This is a genomic window from Microbacterium sp. (assembly GCF_048259935.1).
In the GTDB taxonomy this organism is placed as follows: domain Bacteria; phylum Actinomycetota; class Actinomycetes; order Actinomycetales; family Microbacteriaceae; genus Microbacterium.
The window spans coordinates 422649-438810 of record NZ_JBLXHF010000001.1; the positions used below are offsets into that span (position 1 = coordinate 422649).

The 16162-nt window shown below is 66.7% G+C and carries 17 protein-coding genes; 10 read left to right on the forward strand and 7 right to left on the reverse strand.

Annotated elements, in window-relative coordinates:
- The first annotated feature begins 43 nt into the window (after positions 1–43).
- Together ACN0RC_RS01915 and ACN0RC_RS01920 are read left to right on the forward strand one after the other, a co-directional pair.
- Positions 44–1363 (forward strand): hemolysin family protein, encoded by a 1320-nt coding sequence (locus ACN0RC_RS01915; protein ID WP_417508361.1) that lies wholly within the window; start codon positions 44–46, stop codon positions 1361–1363.
- Positions 1360–2421, forward strand: coding sequence for a hemolysin family protein (locus ACN0RC_RS01920; RefSeq protein WP_417508362.1), 1062 nt, complete (start codon positions 1360–1362; stop codon positions 2419–2421). The genes ACN0RC_RS01915 and ACN0RC_RS01920 overlap by 4 nt, the downstream gene beginning before the upstream one ends.
- A 10-nt stretch (positions 2422–2431) precedes the next feature.
- Here ACN0RC_RS01920 and ACN0RC_RS01925 read toward each other — a convergent pair whose 3' ends face one another.
- Positions 2432–3499 (reverse strand): NADH:flavin oxidoreductase/NADH oxidase, encoded by a 1068-nt coding sequence (locus tag ACN0RC_RS01925; RefSeq protein WP_417508363.1) that lies wholly within the window; start codon positions 3497–3499, stop codon positions 2432–2434.
- A gap of 52 nt (positions 3500–3551) precedes the next feature.
- Here ACN0RC_RS01925 and ACN0RC_RS01930 point away from each other — a divergent pair, with 52 nt between their 5' ends.
- From ACN0RC_RS01930 to ACN0RC_RS01950, 5 genes are read left to right on the forward strand one after another with little or no spacing between them, the layout of a single operon-like run.
- Entirely contained in the window at positions 3552–4388 is an 837-nt protein-coding gene (locus ACN0RC_RS01930) for an ADP-dependent NAD(P)H-hydrate dehydratase (protein WP_417508364.1), read from the forward strand.
- Positions 4389–4390: 2 nt separating this feature from the next.
- Positions 4391–5608, forward strand: coding sequence for a hypothetical protein (locus tag ACN0RC_RS01935; RefSeq protein WP_417508604.1), 1218 nt, complete (start codon positions 4391–4393; stop codon positions 5606–5608).
- 20 nt (positions 5609–5628) lie between these two features.
- The gene (locus tag ACN0RC_RS01940) at positions 5629–5946 is read left to right on the forward strand and encodes a thiamine-binding protein (protein WP_417508365.1); all 318 of its coding nucleotides are present in this window, start codon (positions 5629–5631) and stop codon (positions 5944–5946) included.
- Positions 5947–6002: 56 nt separating this feature from the next.
- Positions 6003–7190: an MFS transporter gene (locus ACN0RC_RS01945; protein WP_417508366.1), complete on the forward strand. Its 1188-nt coding sequence runs from the start codon at positions 6003–6005 to the stop codon at positions 7188–7190.
- A gap of 9 nt (positions 7191–7199) precedes the next feature.
- The gene (locus ACN0RC_RS01950; RefSeq protein ID WP_417508367.1) at positions 7200–7826 is read left to right on the forward strand and encodes an NUDIX hydrolase; all 627 of its coding nucleotides are present in this window, start codon (positions 7200–7202) and stop codon (positions 7824–7826) included.
- A 9-nt stretch (positions 7827–7835) separates the two neighbouring features.
- On the opposite strand, the gene metX is transcribed toward ACN0RC_RS01950, so the two are convergent.
- Together metX and ACN0RC_RS01960 are read right to left on the reverse strand one after the other, a co-directional pair.
- Positions 7836–9044 carry a homoserine O-acetyltransferase MetX gene (metX, locus tag ACN0RC_RS01955; protein WP_417508368.1) on the reverse strand — a complete coding sequence of 403 codons (1209 nt, stop codon included), beginning with the start codon at positions 9042–9044 and terminating at the stop codon, positions 7836–7838.
- A 137-nt stretch (positions 9045–9181) separates the two neighbouring features.
- Positions 9182–10504, reverse strand: coding sequence for a bifunctional o-acetylhomoserine/o-acetylserine sulfhydrylase (locus tag ACN0RC_RS01960; protein WP_417508606.1), 1323 nt, complete (start codon positions 10502–10504; stop codon positions 9182–9184).
- 148 nt (positions 10505–10652) lie between these two features.
- On the opposite strand from ACN0RC_RS01960, the gene ACN0RC_RS01965 reads away from it, so the two are divergent.
- Genes ACN0RC_RS01965 through ACN0RC_RS01975 form a run of 3 tightly spaced genes read left to right on the forward strand, consistent with a single transcriptional unit; the run spans position 10653 to position 12762 of the window.
- The gene (locus ACN0RC_RS01965) at positions 10653–11441 is read left to right on the forward strand and encodes an SDR family oxidoreductase (protein WP_417508369.1); all 789 of its coding nucleotides are present in this window, start codon (positions 10653–10655) and stop codon (positions 11439–11441) included.
- 4 nt (positions 11442–11445) lie between these two features.
- Positions 11446–12147, forward strand: coding sequence for a uracil-DNA glycosylase (locus tag ACN0RC_RS01970; protein WP_417508370.1), 702 nt, complete (start codon positions 11446–11448; stop codon positions 12145–12147).
- Positions 12148–12156: 9 nt separating this feature from the next.
- Complete coding sequence (locus ACN0RC_RS01975) at positions 12157–12762, forward strand: GNAT family N-acetyltransferase (RefSeq protein WP_417508371.1); 606 nt, start codon at positions 12157–12159, stop codon at positions 12760–12762.
- On the opposite strand, the gene ACN0RC_RS01980 is transcribed toward ACN0RC_RS01975, so the two are convergent.
- Genes ACN0RC_RS01980 through ACN0RC_RS01995 form a run of 4 tightly spaced genes read right to left on the reverse strand, consistent with a single transcriptional unit; the run spans position 12728 to position 16150 of the window.
- Positions 12728–13552 carry an ABC transporter ATP-binding protein gene (locus ACN0RC_RS01980; RefSeq protein WP_417508372.1) on the reverse strand — a complete coding sequence of 275 codons (825 nt, stop codon included), beginning with the start codon at positions 13550–13552 and terminating at the stop codon, positions 12728–12730. The genes ACN0RC_RS01975 and ACN0RC_RS01980 overlap by 35 nt on opposite strands.
- Positions 13549–14337 carry an ABC transporter ATP-binding protein gene (locus ACN0RC_RS01985; RefSeq protein WP_417508373.1) on the reverse strand — a complete coding sequence of 263 codons (789 nt, stop codon included), beginning with the start codon at positions 14335–14337 and terminating at the stop codon, positions 13549–13551. Before ACN0RC_RS01985 ends, ACN0RC_RS01980 begins: the two co-directional genes overlap by 4 nt.
- The gene (locus ACN0RC_RS01990) at positions 14334–15203 is read right to left on the reverse strand and encodes an ABC transporter permease (RefSeq protein WP_417508374.1); all 870 of its coding nucleotides are present in this window, start codon (positions 15201–15203) and stop codon (positions 14334–14336) included. The genes ACN0RC_RS01985 and ACN0RC_RS01990 overlap by 4 nt, the downstream gene beginning before the upstream one ends.
- Positions 15200–16150: an ABC transporter permease gene (locus ACN0RC_RS01995; RefSeq protein ID WP_417508375.1), complete on the reverse strand. Its 951-nt coding sequence runs from the start codon at positions 16148–16150 to the stop codon at positions 15200–15202. Before ACN0RC_RS01995 ends, ACN0RC_RS01990 begins: the two co-directional genes overlap by 4 nt.
- Positions 16151–16162: the final 12 nt, after the last annotated feature.

The following is a 16162-nucleotide window of genomic DNA, read 5'->3' on the forward strand; positions in this document are numbered from 1 at the left end:
CGCCCCACTGCCCGCGCTGCCACTCCACGGAGGGGAGCGTCTGATGGATTACGTCATGTTGGGCGTGGGGCTCCTCCTCACAGTCGGAACAGGTCTTTTCGTCGCGAGTGAGTTCGCACTGGTCAATCTCGACCGCGCAGAACTCGAAGCGCGCCAGGCTCGTGGCGAGTCCCGCCTCGCGATCACGATCGGTGCCCTCAAGCACACCTCGACACATCTCTCGTCCGCGCAGCTCGGTATCACGCTGACTACGCTCCTGACCGGATACACGATGGAGCCGGCGCTGTCGAACCTCCTCCGACCCGTGCTCAGTGCGGCGGGCGTGGCCGAAGGCGCTGTCCGGCCGATCTCGACCGTCGTCGCGATGACCCTCGCCACGGTCGTGTCGATGATTCTCGGCGAGCTCGTGCCGAAGAACTTCGCCCTCGCGCTGCCGCGTGCCACCGCAAAGCTCGTCGTGCCGTTCCAGGTCGCATTCACGACGGTCTTCAAACCGGCCATCCTCCTGCTCAATGGCAGTGCCAACGGCATCCTGCGATCGGTGGGGATCGAGCCGAAGGAAGAGCTCTCCGGCGCGCGCACCGCAGAGGAGCTGTCATCGCTCGTGCGACGCTCGGCCAGCGCTGGCGTGCTCGAAGCCGATACCGCCTCCCTGCTCGATCGAACACTGACCTTCTCGCGACTCTCAGCCGATGATGTGATGACTCCGCGTCCGAGCATGCATGCGATCGCCGCAGGAGACACCGCCGAAGACGTCATCCAGCTCGCACGACGAACGGGCCACAGCCGCTTCCCCGTCTACGACGACGATCTGGACGACATCACAGGTGTCGTCCATCTCAAGGCCGCCGTCTCCGTGCCGCGTGATCGACGCTCCGAGGTGCCGGTGGGCGCCCTGTCGACCGAACCGCTGCGCGTCCCGGAGACCCAGCACCTCGATGTGCTGATCTCCGAGCTGCGGGCCAAGGGCTATCAGCTCGCTGTGGTCGTCGACGAGTACGGCGGAACAGCGGGCATCGTCACTCTCGAGGATCTCGTCGAAGAGATCGTCGGCGAAGTCGCTGACGAGCATGACCGCAGCCGTGCCGGTGTGGTTCAAGGGCGCGACTCGATCACATTCCCCGGCGAACTGCGCCCTGATGAACTGCGTAGTCGCACCGGCGTGCGCGTTCCAGAAGGAGACGTGTACGACACCGTGGGCGGTTACATGATGAGCGTGCTCGAACGCGTGCCCTCCACCGGTGATGAGGTAACCCTCGACTCCGGCATCCTGCAGGTCGTCCGCATGGATGGCCGTCGCGTCGACCGCATTCGGTACACGCCGTCTCCTGTTGATGCCGATGCTGAGGAGGAGATCCGATGAACGACTGGTCGGGAATCGTCTGGCTCGTGGTCCTGCTGATCGCGAACGCTTTCTTCGTCGGCGCGGAGTTCGCCGTGATCTCTGCCCGCCGCTCGCAGATCGAACCGCGAGCGGAGGAGGGCTCGCGCGCGGCGAAGACGGCGCTGTACGCGATGGAGCACGCGACCTTGATGCTCGCGACTTCGCAGCTCGGTATCACGATCTGCTCGCTGCTGATCCTCAACGTGTCCGAACCCGCGATCCACCATCTGCTCGGCATCCCGATGCACGCTTTCGGGTGGGCGGATGCTGTCGTGGACATCGTCGCCTTCGTCATCGCGCTCGTGCTGGTCTCCTACCTGCACGTCGTCTTCGGTGAGATGGTGCCGAAGAACCTCGCGTTCTCGATCCCTGATCGTGCGGTGCTCATGCTCGCTCCGCCGCTGGTGTGGATATCGAAGATCTTCCACCCCGTGATCTGGGTGCTCAACACGGCAGCGAATGGTGTCCTGCGCCTGTTCCGCGTCGAGCCGAAGAACGAGGCAGCCTCGACATTCACGATCGACGAGGTCGCCACGATCGTCAACCAGTCACGTCGCGAGGGCGTGCTCTCGGATGCCTCGGGAGCCGTCGCCAAGGCTGTGGAGTTCACCGACAAGAAGGCCCGCGATGTGGCCGTCGCGCTCAGCGACCTCGTCACGCTGCCGCAGGCCACGACGCCTGACGACATCGAGCGCGCTGTGGCGCGCTACGGCTTCTCGCGCTACGTGATCGTGGACGACGAGAGCATGCCGGTCGGATACGTGCACCTGAAGGACATCCTTCGGGCGTCAGAAGGGGAGGACGCGGAGACGCTGACTGCTGCGCCGATCCCCGCCAAGCGCATTCACCACATGGTGCCGGTGCAGGAGAGCACCGATCTCGAAGATGCCCTGGCGATCATGCGTCGCGCAGGTCGCCATCTCGCCAGGGTGCGCAACGATCAGGGTGAGACGACCGCGGTGCTGTTCCTCGAGGACATCATCGAAGAGCTCGTCGGTGAGGTGCAGGATGCGACGCGAAAGGTGCGCGGCCGGTAGGGGACGCCCCTCAGCGCCAGCGTGCGCGCTCGTACTGTGACGGCCACTGGACGTCTGCTGTCAGCGCATGCGCGGCCCGCAACGCGAAATGCGGGTCGCGCAGCCACTCGCGTGCGGCGAAGATCGCATCGGCTGATCCTTCGACCAGGATCTGCTCGGCCTGCTCTGCCGTGGTGATCAGGCCGACGGCTGCGACCGGGATGCGTCCATCCTGGCGCACGGCAGCGGCCAGCGGCACCTGATACCCGGGGTGCACGTCGATCTTCTGGTGCGCTACGAGCCCGCCGCTGGAGACGTCGATGAGGTCAGCGCCCCGCTCCATCGCCCACTCCGCGACGATGGCGGCCTCTGCCACGGTGAACCCGCCCTCGGCGTGATCAGTGGCGGAGATCCGCACGAAGATCGGCACGTCGGAGCCTGCGACATCGCGCACACTCTCGACGATGCGCAGCAGGAGCCTGGCACGGTTCTCGAGAGACCCGCCGTACTCGTCTTCTCGCCGGTTCGACAGCGGAGAGAGGAACTGATGCAGCAGATACCCGTGGGCGCCGTGCAGCTCGAGCACGTCGAACCCGGCATCCAGGGCCCGCTGCGCAGCGGTGCGGAACCCCTCCACGATGCGCTCGAGACCCGCGGCATCCAGCGCGACCGGCTCGGCGAAACCCTCGAACGCGATGGCAGAGGGCGCGACCGTCCGCCATCCGCCGTCAGCCTCGGCAACGGATCCCTGCTGGTCGGCCCATGGCCACCACGTTGATGCCTTGCGCCCCGCGTGCGCGAGCTGGATGCCGGCGAGACTCCCGCGGTCATGAATCGCCTGCACGATCGGCGCCCACGCGTCTTGCTGCTGGTCATTCCAGATGCCGGTGTCGCGTGGCGAGATGCGGCCTTCCGGGGTGACGCTGGTGGCTTCGGCGACGATGAGCCCCGCACCGCCCGAGGCGAACTGCGCGAGATGGGTGTGGTGCCATTCCTGCACGACGCCGTCGATTGCGCTGTACATGCACATCGGCGACACCCACAGGCGGTTCGAGAAGGTGGCGGAACGGATGCTGAGCGGGGAGAACAGGAGAGTCACATCTCGAAGGTATCGTGCGCAGGACCCGGGTCAGCGCGCTAGCGTTGAACCCATGGTCGATGTGGGCAGTTGGTCCCGTACGGATACGGTGCGCCTGCTGCGCGTGCCGACGTCGACGGACGACAAATACTCCCGCGGTGTCGTCGCCCTTCGCACCGGATCGAACGCCTATCCCGGCGCCGCTGTGCTCGGTGTCGACGCGGCATGGCGTGCGGGGGCAGGGTATGTCCGATTCGTCGGCGAGGGGCGGGCAGCCGACGCGGTGATCGCCCGGCGCCCGGAGACCGTCGCTGCCGCAGACATCGGCGGCACGCGCGTGGATGCCTGGGTGATCGGATCGGGCACGGATGCCGCGGCCCGCAGTGCCGACGAGACGCGCGCGCTGCAGGAGATCCTCGCCGGACCCGCTCCGGTGATCGTCGATGCCGGCGCTCTCGACCTCATCGCCGGGGCGGCGGCACCGTTGATCGTGACGCCGCATGCCGGGGAATTCGCGCGTCTGCGCGAGATGCTCGGGCTCGTCGCGAGCGGCAGCAGCGACACGGAGGCCGATGTCGCCGAGGTGGCGCGCACGCTGTCGATCACCGTGCTGCTCAAGGGCGCGACCACGCTCATCGCGTCGTCACACGGGGTCGTGACCGCTGTCTCGGCAGGCCCTGGCTGGCTCGCTACGGCGGGTACGGGCGACGTGCTCGCAGGGATGCTCGGCGCCTTGACCGCGGCGAATGCTGGTGCACCGCTCGCAGATGTCGCCGCAGCGGGTGCATGGCTGCACGGATACGCGGCCGCGTTGGCATCCGGTACGACTGACGGGCGCCGCGGGCACCCGATCGTTGCGCTCGATGTCGCGGAGGCACTGCCGGCGGCCATCGGAGAGCTGCTGTCGTGAGGATGCGCACTGCCGGCCTGTGGGCCGTGTTCCTCGCCGTCCATGTGCTGATTGCAGCGCTCGGGTGGCTGTATCCATCGCAGCCGATGGGAGATGTGACTCTCGTCTACCAGCCGTGGTCGCAGTCCGCTCTCACCGGTGGGGCGATCGTCGGCATCACGGAGTCGTGGGTGTACCCGCAGCCAGCGCTGCTGCCGATGCTGCTGACGCAGCTGATCGCATGGCCCCTGAACGGGCTCGTCGGGGTCATGGGCGCGTACCTGATCGGATGGGCGGTGCTCATCACCGCGCTGGACGCAATCGCCTTCGCCGTACTGGTAGGACGCACCGGGACGGCAGCCCGGCGCTCCGCCGGCTGGTTCTGGACGGCGGCGCTCGCGCTGATGGGGCCGATCGCCATGTACCGCATCGACGCGGTGACCGTGCCGATGGCCGTGATCGCCGGATGCTGGCTCGTGAAGCGACCGGCCATCGCCGCGCTCCTTCTGACCGTGGCCGCATGGGTCAAGATCTGGCCAGGGGCGCTCGTTGTCGCTGCGATCGCGGCTACGCGCACCCGGATGCGGATCCTGCTGGTGTTCCTCGCCACCAGTGCTGCCGTCATCGTGCTGCTGTTCCTGCTCGGCGCGGACCAGCACCTCTTCGGATTCCTCACCGAACAGACCGGGCGCGGACTGCAGATCGAAGCAGTGTTCGCGACACCGTTCATGTGGATGGCGGCGGCGGGGGCGGCATCCGTCGACTACAGCTTCGAGATTCTGACCTTCCAGATCGGCGCGCCCGGCGTCGACGTGCTCGCTGCGGTACTCACTCCGCTCATGGCGGTCGTCGCGGTAGGGATCCTCGTCGTAGGGGCGATCAAGGCGAGCCGCGGGGCATCGTTTCCCCGACTGTTCCCACCACTCGCGCTGGCACTGGTCGCAGCCCTGATCGTGACGAACAAGGTCGGTTCTCCTCAGTTCCAGTCCTGGCTGATCGCACCGGTGATCCTCTGGATCGTGTTCGATCGCACTCGTTCCGGCCTTCCGGCGGGAATCGTGCTGGTGCTCAGCGGGCTGACCTGCCTGGTCTATCCGCTGACGTACGACGGGCTGCTGCATGCGCAGTGGCTGCCCGTGCTGCTGCTCACCGCGCGCAATGTGCTCGTCATCGTGCTCCTGGTCATTGCGATCCGCGCATTGACCCGAGTGCCTGCCGCGCGTGTGGGCAGACGCAACTGACCCCCACTGAAAGGAACACCATGCTCATTGCATTCTCCGTTGCTCCCGGCGGAACCGGAAACACCGATGGCTCCGTTCACGATGCCGTCGCCGCTGCTGTCAAGGTCGTGCGCGAATCAGGGTTGCCGCACCGCACCACCAGCATGTTCACCGAGATCGAAGGCCCGGACTGGGACACCGTCATGGGTGTCGTAAAGCGCGCCGTCGACGCAGTGCAGCCGTTCGGCTCCCGCGTATCGCTCGTGCTGAAAGCGGACATCCGTCCTGGGTACTCCGGTGAGCTCGACGCGAAGATCGAGCGACTGGAAGCGGCGATCGAGCAGTCCGACCCCGAATAGCCCAGTACGCTTAACGGGTGAATCACTCCTCGACTCTCTCGAGGGGTGCGGCGAAGATGGCGCTCCTCTCTCTCGCCATCGGCTCTTTCGGAATCGGCATGACCGAGTTCGTCATCATGGGCCTGCTGCCGGATATCGCCCAGGATCTGCTCCCATCCCTGTGGGCGACTTCGCCCGATGAGGCGATCGGGCAGACCGGCATCCTCATCTCGCTGTATGCACTCGGCGTCGTCATCGGTGCTCCGACGATCGCGGGCCTGGTGGCGCGCTTCCCCCGCAATCGCGTCATGATCTGCCTCGCGATCGCTCTGACGGTGGGCAACGCCCTCACAGTGATCTCGCCGACGTTCGGCCTCGTCGGTGCTTCCCGGTTGCTCGCAGCCCTTCCGCACGGCGCGTACTTCGGGATCGGCGCACTGGTCGCCGCCGACGTGCTGGGCCCTGGCAATCGAGCGAAGGGCGTCGCGTTCATCCTCACCGGGCTCACCATCGCGAACGTCGTCGGTGTGCCCGTGGGCACCTTCCTCGGACAGCAATGGGGGTGGCGCACCGCATTCTTCGTGGTGACGCTCGTCTTCGCCCTGGCCACGGTGTCGATCGCACTGTTCGTGCCGAAGCATCCGGGTGACCCCGGACGCACGCTGCGCTCAGAGTTGGGCGTCTTCAGGGTGGGGCAGGTCTGGCTCACGCTCGGCATCGGCGCCATCGGGTTCGGCGGCTTCTTCGCGGTCTACAGCTACATCGCACCGCTTGTCACCGATGTCGCGGATGCTCCGCAATGGGCGGTGCCGATCGTGCTCGTCGTCGTGGGCCTGGGGATGACGGTCGGTAACCTGCTCGGCGGCCACATGGCAGACCGCGACCTGCGTCGCACACTGCTGATCGGCATGGCCGGACTCGTGCTCGTGCTCGCTCTGCTGGCGCTGCTGTCGTTCCAGATCATTCTGCTTGCGGTGCTCGCCTTCGCGGTCGGACTGACTTCTTCTATCCTGAGCCCGGCGATTCAGACGCGCCTGATGGATGTCGCCGGCGACAACCAGTCGATCGCGGCAGCCATGAACCACTCCGCATTGAACATCGGCAACAGCCTCGGAGCGTTCCTCGGTGGAGTCGTGATCGCGGCAGGATGGGGTTTCACCGCTCCGGCGTGGGTCGGCGCAGCGCTTGCGATCGTCGGGCTGGCGATCACCGCGATTGCTTTCCGAATCGAACGGCGCAGCACAGCGGAGCGGTACGCGGCATAGGGTGATGCCATGGCACAGGCGATGCTCGACGGCGGGACTGCGGTACTTCTGCGTGAGCGCGAAGCGAGCATCGAGACGCTGCTGATCCAACGCCCGGACCGGGGATCTTTCGGCGGCGCATGGGTGTTCCCCGGCGGCATCGTCGAGGCCGGCGACATCGTGGCCGGCGAAGACGAGGTCCAGATCGCCGCTCGTGCGGCCGTGCGGGAGTGCGAAGAGGAGGTCGGGCTGCGGCCGATCGATGCGCGGGTCTTCTCGTGTTGGGTGCCGCCCGTCGAAGCACCGAAGCGTGTGCGCACCTGGTTCTTCCTCGCGCACGCGCCAGAAGGCGAGATCCATCCCGCTCCGCACGAGGTCATGGAAGCGGCGTGGCTCTCACCGGTCGATGCTCTGCAGCGCCACGCCCAGGGTTCGCTGATGCTGTTTCCACCGACCTGGATCACGTTGAGTGCATTGGCCGAGCACACGAGCATCGCAGAAGCTCTGGCATCCGTGACAGTTCCTGAGACCTACACGACGTACCTTCTGGGCGGTGGGGTGTTCGTCTGGGCAGGCGACGCGCAGCATCCGAGCGGTGGTACTGGGCGGCACCGGCTGGAGACCGACATGATGCCCTGGCGGTACACGCGGGACTGAACCCCGGGTTCAGGCCTCCAGCAGCCGCTGCAGGTGCATGGCGACAGCATCCGTTTCGATGAGGAATCCGTCGTGCCCGAAGTCGCTCGTGAGAACGACGGTCTGTCCGTCGTCGATCGTGTGCGGCACGCTGCGTGCGATGCGCTGCTGGCCGTCTACGGGGAACAGTCGATCGGTGTCGATGCCGAGCACGAGCGTCTTCGCTGTGATCGACTGCAGTGCTGTCTCAACACCCCCGCGGCCACGACCGACGTCGTGGGAGTTCATCGCTTCGACGAGTGTGAGATAGCTGTTCGCGTCGAAGCGGCGCGTGAACTTGTTGCCGTGGAAGTCGAGGTACGACTCGACGGCGAATCTGCCGCCGTGTCCGAGCGGTGAGACATCCGACTGCCACGAACGCTGGAAGCGTTGATTCAGCTCGATGGGGCTCCGGTAGTTCAGCAGCGCCATGCGTCGGGCGAGGGCAAGTCCGCGATGCGGGCCCTCGCCGACGCTCTGGTCGTAGTACTCGCCGCCCTGGAATCGGGGATCGATGCGGATGGCCTCCAGCTGCACGGAATTCAGTGCGATCTGATCGGCGGTGTTCACCGGGGGAGAGGACAGCACCGCGAGGCGCTCGACTCTCTCCGGGTGCATGATCGCCCACTCCAGCGCATGCATCCCGCCCATGGATCCGCCGACGACCGCTGACCAGCGCTCGATGCCGAGCGCGTCGGCGAGGAGCACCTGGGCCGCCACCTGATCGCGCACGGTCACGTAGGGAAAACGCGACGCCCACTCGTAACCGTCTGGGGCGATGCTGGCGGGGCCGGTGGAGCCCTGGCATCCGCCGAGCATATTGGGGGCGATCACGCACCAGCGGTCGGTGTCGAGCGCCGCGCCAGGACCGACGATGTCCTCCCACCAGCCCGCTGTCGGATGTCCGGCGCCTGCGTCGCCGCGGAGATGGCTGTCGCCGGTGAGGGCATGCAGCACGAGGATCGCGTTGTCTTTCGCGGCGTTGAGTTCGCCCCACGACTCGTACGCGATGCGGATGCTCGGCAGCTCTGCCCCGGTCTCGGTGCGGAAGGCGCCGAAAGAGGCGAATTGTCGATCGCCCGCAGGATCCCCGTCTCGCCAGGCTCCCGTCACGGGAGGGCGAGCACGGAGCAGTCGTGCATCCGCTTCGGTCACGCGCGCCGAGGGCACCGTGTCTTCAGAGGTGCTCTGCCAGTCCATGTCTCCATTGTCGCCTGCCCGTCACCCGCGGGGGCCCACGTTACGTGCGGTGCGCCGGCTGACGTGACAGAAAAGCACGGATCTCGCAGAGTTCCGAAGAAAATCTGCGAGATCCGTGCGGTAATGCGAGAGGATGCTCAGGCGCGAGCGGCCTCCGACACGCGTCGTGCCGCGGCAAGAGCCTCATCGAGGTCTGCCTTGAGGTCATCGACATTCTCGAGTCCGACGGACAGGCGCACCAGGCCCGGCGTGACGCCGGCGGTGAGCTGCGCCTCGGGCGAGAGCTGCGAGTGCGTGGTGGATGCCGGGTGGATGACGAGCGAGCGCACGTCACCGATGTTGGCGAGGTGGCTGAACAGCGACAGGCTGTTGACGAACTCGCGTCCGGCTTCCACGCCGCCCTTGAGCTCGAACGACAGCACGGCACCGACGCCCTTGGGCGCGTACTGGTTGGCTTTCTCGTACCACGGCGACGAGGGGAGCCCCGAGTAGTTCACCGAGGCGACGTCATCGTGACCCTCGAGCCACTCTGCGATCTCCTGTGCGTTCTGCACGTGGCGCTCGATGCGCAGCGAGAGCGTCTCGACGCCCTGGATGAGGTTCCACGCGCTCTGGGGCGCGATGGCGGAGCCGAGGTCGCGGAGCAGCTGCACGCGCGCCTTGATGATGTACGCGAGCGCGTCGCCGACCGCAGCGGTGTAGACAGCCCCGTGGTACGAGGGGTCGGGCTGGGTGAGCTCGGGGAACTTCTCGGCGTTCTTGGACCACTCGAACTTGCCGCCGTCGATGATCGCGCCGCCGATGGTCGTGCCGTGGCCGCCGAGGAACTTGGTGACCGAATGCACGACGATGTCGGCACCGTGCTCGAACGGACGGATCAGGTACGGGGTAGCGATCGTGTTGTCGACGATCAGCGGGATGCCGTTGTCGTGAGCGACGTCGGCGATGCCCTGGATGTCGAGCACGTTGATCTTCGGGTTTCCGATGGTCTCGGCGAAGAACAGCTTCGTGTTCGGGCGGACGGCTGCGCGCCACTCCTCGATGTCATCCTGGTTCTCGACGAAGGTGACCTCGACGCCGAGCTTGGCGAGGGTGTACTTGAAGAGGTTGTAGGTTCCGCCGTAGATCGAGCTCGACGAGACGAAGTGGTCTCCGGCCTGCGCGATGTTCAGCACGGCGAACGTCGACGCGGCCTGGCCGCTGGCGAGCACGAGCGCGCCGGTGCCGCCTTCGAGGGCTGCGAGGCGCTGCTCGAGAACATCCTGGGTGGGGTTCTGGATGCGGGTGTAGATGTTGCCGAACTCAGCGAGCGCGAAGAGGTTCGCGGCGTGGTCGGCGTTGTCGAACACGTAGGACGTGGTCTGGTAGATCGGCGTCGCGCGCGCCTTCGTCACCGGGTCGGGAGCAGCACCGGAGTGGATCTGCTTGGTCTCGAAACGCCAGGTCTCGGGTGCGGACATGAGTTCCTCCAGGGCTGGTAGTGAGGTCGGTACGGCGGATGCCATTCCTGCGAGAGTACGGAACAACCCCGGTGCCGACAACAGCCCGGAAATGTTACGTAACATGCCGCATGCGCGAAAATACGCGGCCAGGTCGTACGGTGGAGACATGGTGACAAGGCGTGCAGTGGTGACAGGGGCGAGTTCTGGGATCGGCGAGGCTGCGGTGCGCAACCTGCGTGCCAGAGGCTGGGACGTCGTCGGCGTCGCTCGCCGTGAGGATCGGTTGCGCACGCTCGCCGCCGAGACCGGCGCATCGGCGATCGCCTGCGATCTCACCGAGGCGGATGCTGTGGCGGCTCTCGTCGCAGAGCTCGAAGCATCCGGCCCTGTACATGCCCTCGTGCAGGTCGCCGGCGGTGCACGCGGCACTGATCGGGTCGAAGACGGCAGCATCGCAGACTGGCAGTGGATGTACGACGTCAACGTCCTCGCCGCTCAGCGTGTCGTCGCAGGGGTGCTGCCGCTGCTTCGCCGTGCGGCCGCGGCCGACGGTCACGCCGACATGGTCTTCGTGACCTCCACCGCTGCGCGGATCGACTACCCGGGCGGTGGCGGATACAACGCGGCGAAGGCAGCAGAATCCATGCTCGTCAGGGTGCTGCGTCAGGAGCTCAACGGCGAACCGATTCGCGTCGTCGAGGTGGCACCAGGACTCGTGCACACCGAGGAGTTCACCCTCAATCGTCTCGGTGGTGACCGCGTCGCCGCCGAAGCGGTCTACGCCGGGGTCGATGATCCACTCACCGGTCAGGACGTCGCCGATGTCATCGGCTACGCCATGGACGCTCCCGGTCACGTGAATCTCGACCTCATCACGATGCGTCCGGTGGCGCAGTCCGCACAGCACCTGCTCGCCCGCGGTCCGCTGCGCGTGCGTCCACAGCGCGAGGGCTGAATCGGTGCCTGGGCGCTCACTCGCACAGCTCGCCGATGACGGAATCATCGACCGCGGCTGGGCAGAGGCGCTCGCCCCGGCATCGGAGACGATCGCACAGCTCGGCGAGCGACTGCGAGCCGAGCAGGCCAGCGGTGCCGGATACCTCCCCGACGGCGCTCACGTGCTGCGGGCGTTCCAACGACCGCTCGCCGACGTGCGAGTGCTCATCACCGGGCAGGACCCCTATCCGACTCCTGGGCACCCGATCGGGCTCTCGTTCGCCGTCGATCGTGCCGTGCGGCCGCTGCCGCGGAGCCTCACGAATATCTACGCGGAGCGTGAGAGCGACCTCGGCATCTCGCCGGCCCCGCACGGTGATCTGACCGCGTGGAGCGATCAGGGCGTGCTGCTGCTGAACAGAGTGCTCACGGTGCGGCCGGGCGCTCCGGCATCCCATCGGGGGTGGGGGTGGGAGCGGGTGACTGAACTCGCGATCCGCGCGCTCGTGGCGCGCGATCAGCCGCTGGTCGCGATCCTCTGGGGGAAGGATGCCGAGAAGCTGCGCCCCGTGCTCGAGGAGACCCCCGCGATCGTCTCCGCCCATCCGTCGCCACTCTCCGCTCGTCGCGGTTTCTTCGGCTCCCGGCCGTTCTCGCGGGCCAATGCCCTGCTCGCCGCGCAGGGCGCTGCGGCGGTGGACTGGCGTGTGGACGGCGAACTATAAACTGAGCACGTGCAGTTCGAGCCTGGTGACACGCGTCGACGACTGCCGCGCCATCTGCGCTCTCCCGAGCCGGAACCGGCCAGCTTCGCCTATGTGATCCGACCCGCGCGCATCGGTGATCTGCCCGATGTCCGTGGGATCTACAACCACTACGTCGCCAACTCCGCTGTCACCTTCGATGAGAAGGCGTCGACCCACCGCTACTGGCGTGAGAAGTTCGCGCTGCTGGCCAAGCTGCGGCTGCCTTTTCTCGTCGCCGTGACCGGGTCGAGCCAGGTGATCGGCTACGCGCTCGTGCAGCCGTGGGCGAGCAAGTCCGCGTACCGCTACACCGTCGAGGACTCGATCTACCTGGGTCCTGGGGCGGGCGGCAAAGGGCTCGGATCGGCGCTTCTGCAGGCTCTGATCGAGGCGTGCGAGCAGATCGGTCTGCGCGAGATCGTCGCGGTCATCAGCGATAGCGGTGCCGAGGCCTCGCTCCACCTGCATGCGAAGCACGGTTTCGTCGAGGTCGGCCGCATGGGCCGGGTGGGATTCAAGTTCGGGCGATCGCTCGGGACGATCTATCTGCAGCGTTCGCTCACTCCGGCGTCGAAGCGCCGCCGTCGGAGATGACGCCACCACTGGGGATCACGGGGATCGCTGCGAGCAGGCGCTTCGTATAGTCCTGCTGCGGGTGCAGGAGCACGTCCTTGGTCGCCCCGCGCTCGACGATTGCGCCGTCCTTCATCACGGCGACGCTGTCGCACAGGCTCTGCACGACGCCGATGTCGTGCGAGACGAGGATCAGAGTCAGCCCTTCGGACTCGAGCAGAGTATGGAAGACCTCGAGAACCTGAGCGCGCACGGTGACGTCCAGCGCGGAGAGCGGTTCATCGCCGACGAGAATGCGGGGGCGATGTACAATGGCGCGTGCAATGGCGACGCGCTGGCGCTGTCCGCCGGAGAACTCGTGCGGGTAGCGCTCCGCCATCTCGGGCTCCAGGCCCACTTTGGTCAGCACGGTGCGCACGCGCTCTCGTCGATCGCCTTCGATCCCGAGCGCCCACAGCGGTTCGGCGATGATCTGACCTGCGCTCATCCGCGGATCGAGCGATGCGTAAGGATCCTGGAAGACCAGACCGGTCTGCCGCCGGAGCCAGTGCAGCGAGCGTGCGGGCGCCGCAGCATCCACCTTCTTCCCATCGACCGTCACCATTCCCGCCGTAGGGCTGTCCAGCCCGAGGAGGAGGCGGACGAGCGTCGACTTCCCAGATCCGGATTCGCCGATGAGTCCGATGGACTCGCCCGCGTCGATATCGAGGTCTGTCGGATGCAGCGCGGTCTGCGTGGTGGCGCGCTCGAACATGCTCCGCTTCGGCACCGGGAAATCCCGGCTGAGACCGCGCGCCTCGATCAGGCTCATGAGGTTCCCTCCGGCCGCCAGAGCGTCGCGGTGGCATCGCGCAGCAGGCCTTGAGTGATCGGTGACGAGGGAGCGGTGAGCAGCGTCGATATCGGAGCCGCCTCGATCACTCGTCCCTCTTCGAGCACGACGCCGTGGGTGGCTACCTGCGCGAGCACCGCCAGGTCATGGGTGATGAACATCAGCGACATGCCCTGCTCCTCCACGAGCGAGAGCAGCAGCCGCAGGATCTCGGCCTGGATCGTGACGTCGAGCGCGGTCGTCGGTTCATCGGCGATGAGCAGGTGCGGATTGCACGCCAGCGCCATCGCGATCGCGACGCGCTGGCGCTGTCCGCCGGAGAGCTGGTGCGGATACTTGTCGATGATCGTTTCCGGGTCGGGCAGCCGCACGCGGGCTGCCTCTTCGATCGCACGCTTTCGCGCCTCGCGTCTGCCGACTCCGGTGTGAATGCGCACCGACTCCGCGATCTGGCGACCGACCGTCCTGATCGGGTTCAGCGCGGTGCGCGGCTCTTGGAACACGATTCCGATGTCATCGCCGCGCAGGTGTGCGAGCTCTCGATCGGGCATCCCGATCAGCTCGGTTCCATTCCAGAGGATGCTGCCGCGCGCTGTCGCTCCGTCGGGGAGGAGCCCGAGGATCGCGAGCGCCGTGACCGACTTGCCGGAACCGGACTCGCCGATCAGCCCGAGACGCGCGCCGTCAGGAACCTCGAACGAGATACCGTCGATCACTCGGCGGCCGTCGATATCGACCACGAGATCGTGCACTTCGAGACTCATGCGACCACCGCCGGGGTAGGGATTTCGGCCGAACGATGCTGCAGCGTCGGATCAGTCGCCTCACGCAGCGCGTCGCCGAGCAGATTGAGGGAGAGCACGGTGATCGTGATAGCGAGCCCGGGCCAGACCACCGAGAGCGGGTGGATGCCGATGTACCGCTGGAGGTCGGCGAGCAGAATGCCCCAGGACGGCTCTGTGACGGATGCTCCGAAACCGAGGTACGATAACCCGGCTTCTGCGAGGACGGCAACGGCCATCGACCAGGACAGCTGCACGATGAAGACCGGCGCGACGTTGGGCAGCAGATGACGCACGAGGTTCTGCGAGGTGGTGAGACCGGACGCTCGACCGGCGAGCACGAAGTCGCTCTTCTGCACGCGGCGCAGTTCCGGGCGGGTGACGCGGGCGATGTTCACGCCGAAGCCGATGCCGACCGCCCAGATGACGACCCAGAGCGACCCGCCCCAGACCGAAGAGATCATCATCGCGATGATCAGCACAGGGAAGGCGATGAGGATGTCGACGAGAACAGCGACGGTCTCGCGCATCCAGCGGAACGTCAGGGCGCCAAGGGCAGCAAGTGCGATTCCGACGACAGTTGCCACGATTCCGGACCCGACGCTGACGAACACCGTGGTGCGCGCACCGGCCATGATGAGGCTGAGGATGTCTCGGCCGGTGCCATCGGTGCCGAGCAGGTGCGGCCAGCTGGGCGGCGCCCACCGGTTGCGCACGGCGGCCTCCAGCGGGTTGAACGGCGTCCAGAACAGGGAGATCAGCGCAACCAGTGCGATCACCCCCACAGCGATGACGGCGAAGCGCCCGGTGGCGGTGCTCCAGAGCGATCTCAGCCAGCGGGGCATCATGCGGCCTCTCTCTGCCTGGGGTCAACGAAGTGGTGCACGAGGTCGACGATGAAGCCGATAACGAGTACGAGGCCGGTGAGAACCAGCAGTTCGCTCTGCACCTTGACCAGGTCCCGCGTGCCCACATCGGTCACCAGCATCCGCCCGATGCCGGGAAGTGTGAAGAGCTGTTCGATCACGACAGAGCCGACGACGATCCCCGCGACCTGAAGACCGAGCACCGTCACGATCGACAGACCGACGGCGGGGATCCCGTGCTGGATGAGCGCGCGGTTCCGGGTGAGGCCCTTCGCCGCGGCGGTGCGAACGAAATCTTGGCCCCGCGCCTGGAGAGTCGCGCTGCGCACGAAGCGCAGCAGCATCGCGCCCTCGACGATTCCGATGGTCAACGCAGGCAGGAGCAGTGCCTGCAGCGCCTGGCCCGGCTGTTCCCATCCGTGACGAGGGAAGCCCTGTGCCGGAAGCCACCCCAGCCACACGGCGAAGACGACGATGAGCATCATGCCAGCCCAGATCACCGGGACCGCAGCCAGGGTCTGCGCCGTGACGTTGATCGCTGTTCCGCCTGCGCGGCCGCGCAGCAGTGCTGAGCCGACTCCGAAGGGCACCGCGATCAGCAGCGCGATCAGCAGCGACATGATGCCGAGGGGAACGGTGATCTGCGCCTTCTGAGCGAGTTCCGCGCCCACCGAAGCGCCGCTGAGCTGCGAGGTGCCCAGATCGCCGGCGAGCACTCCGCCGATCCATTCGCCGTACTGGGCGATCAGAGGGCGATTGAGGCCGAGTGATTCCCGGAGCGCCTCGACGGCAGCGGGAGAGGCCTGAGTGCCGGCGATGAGCTGAGCGACGTCTCCGGGAAAGACGCGGAGAGTAACGAAGATGAGCACGCTCGATACGAGGAGTCCTGCGATGAGCAGGACTCCTCGAGTGAGCGTGTAGCGGATCACGCGGGGTCGCTA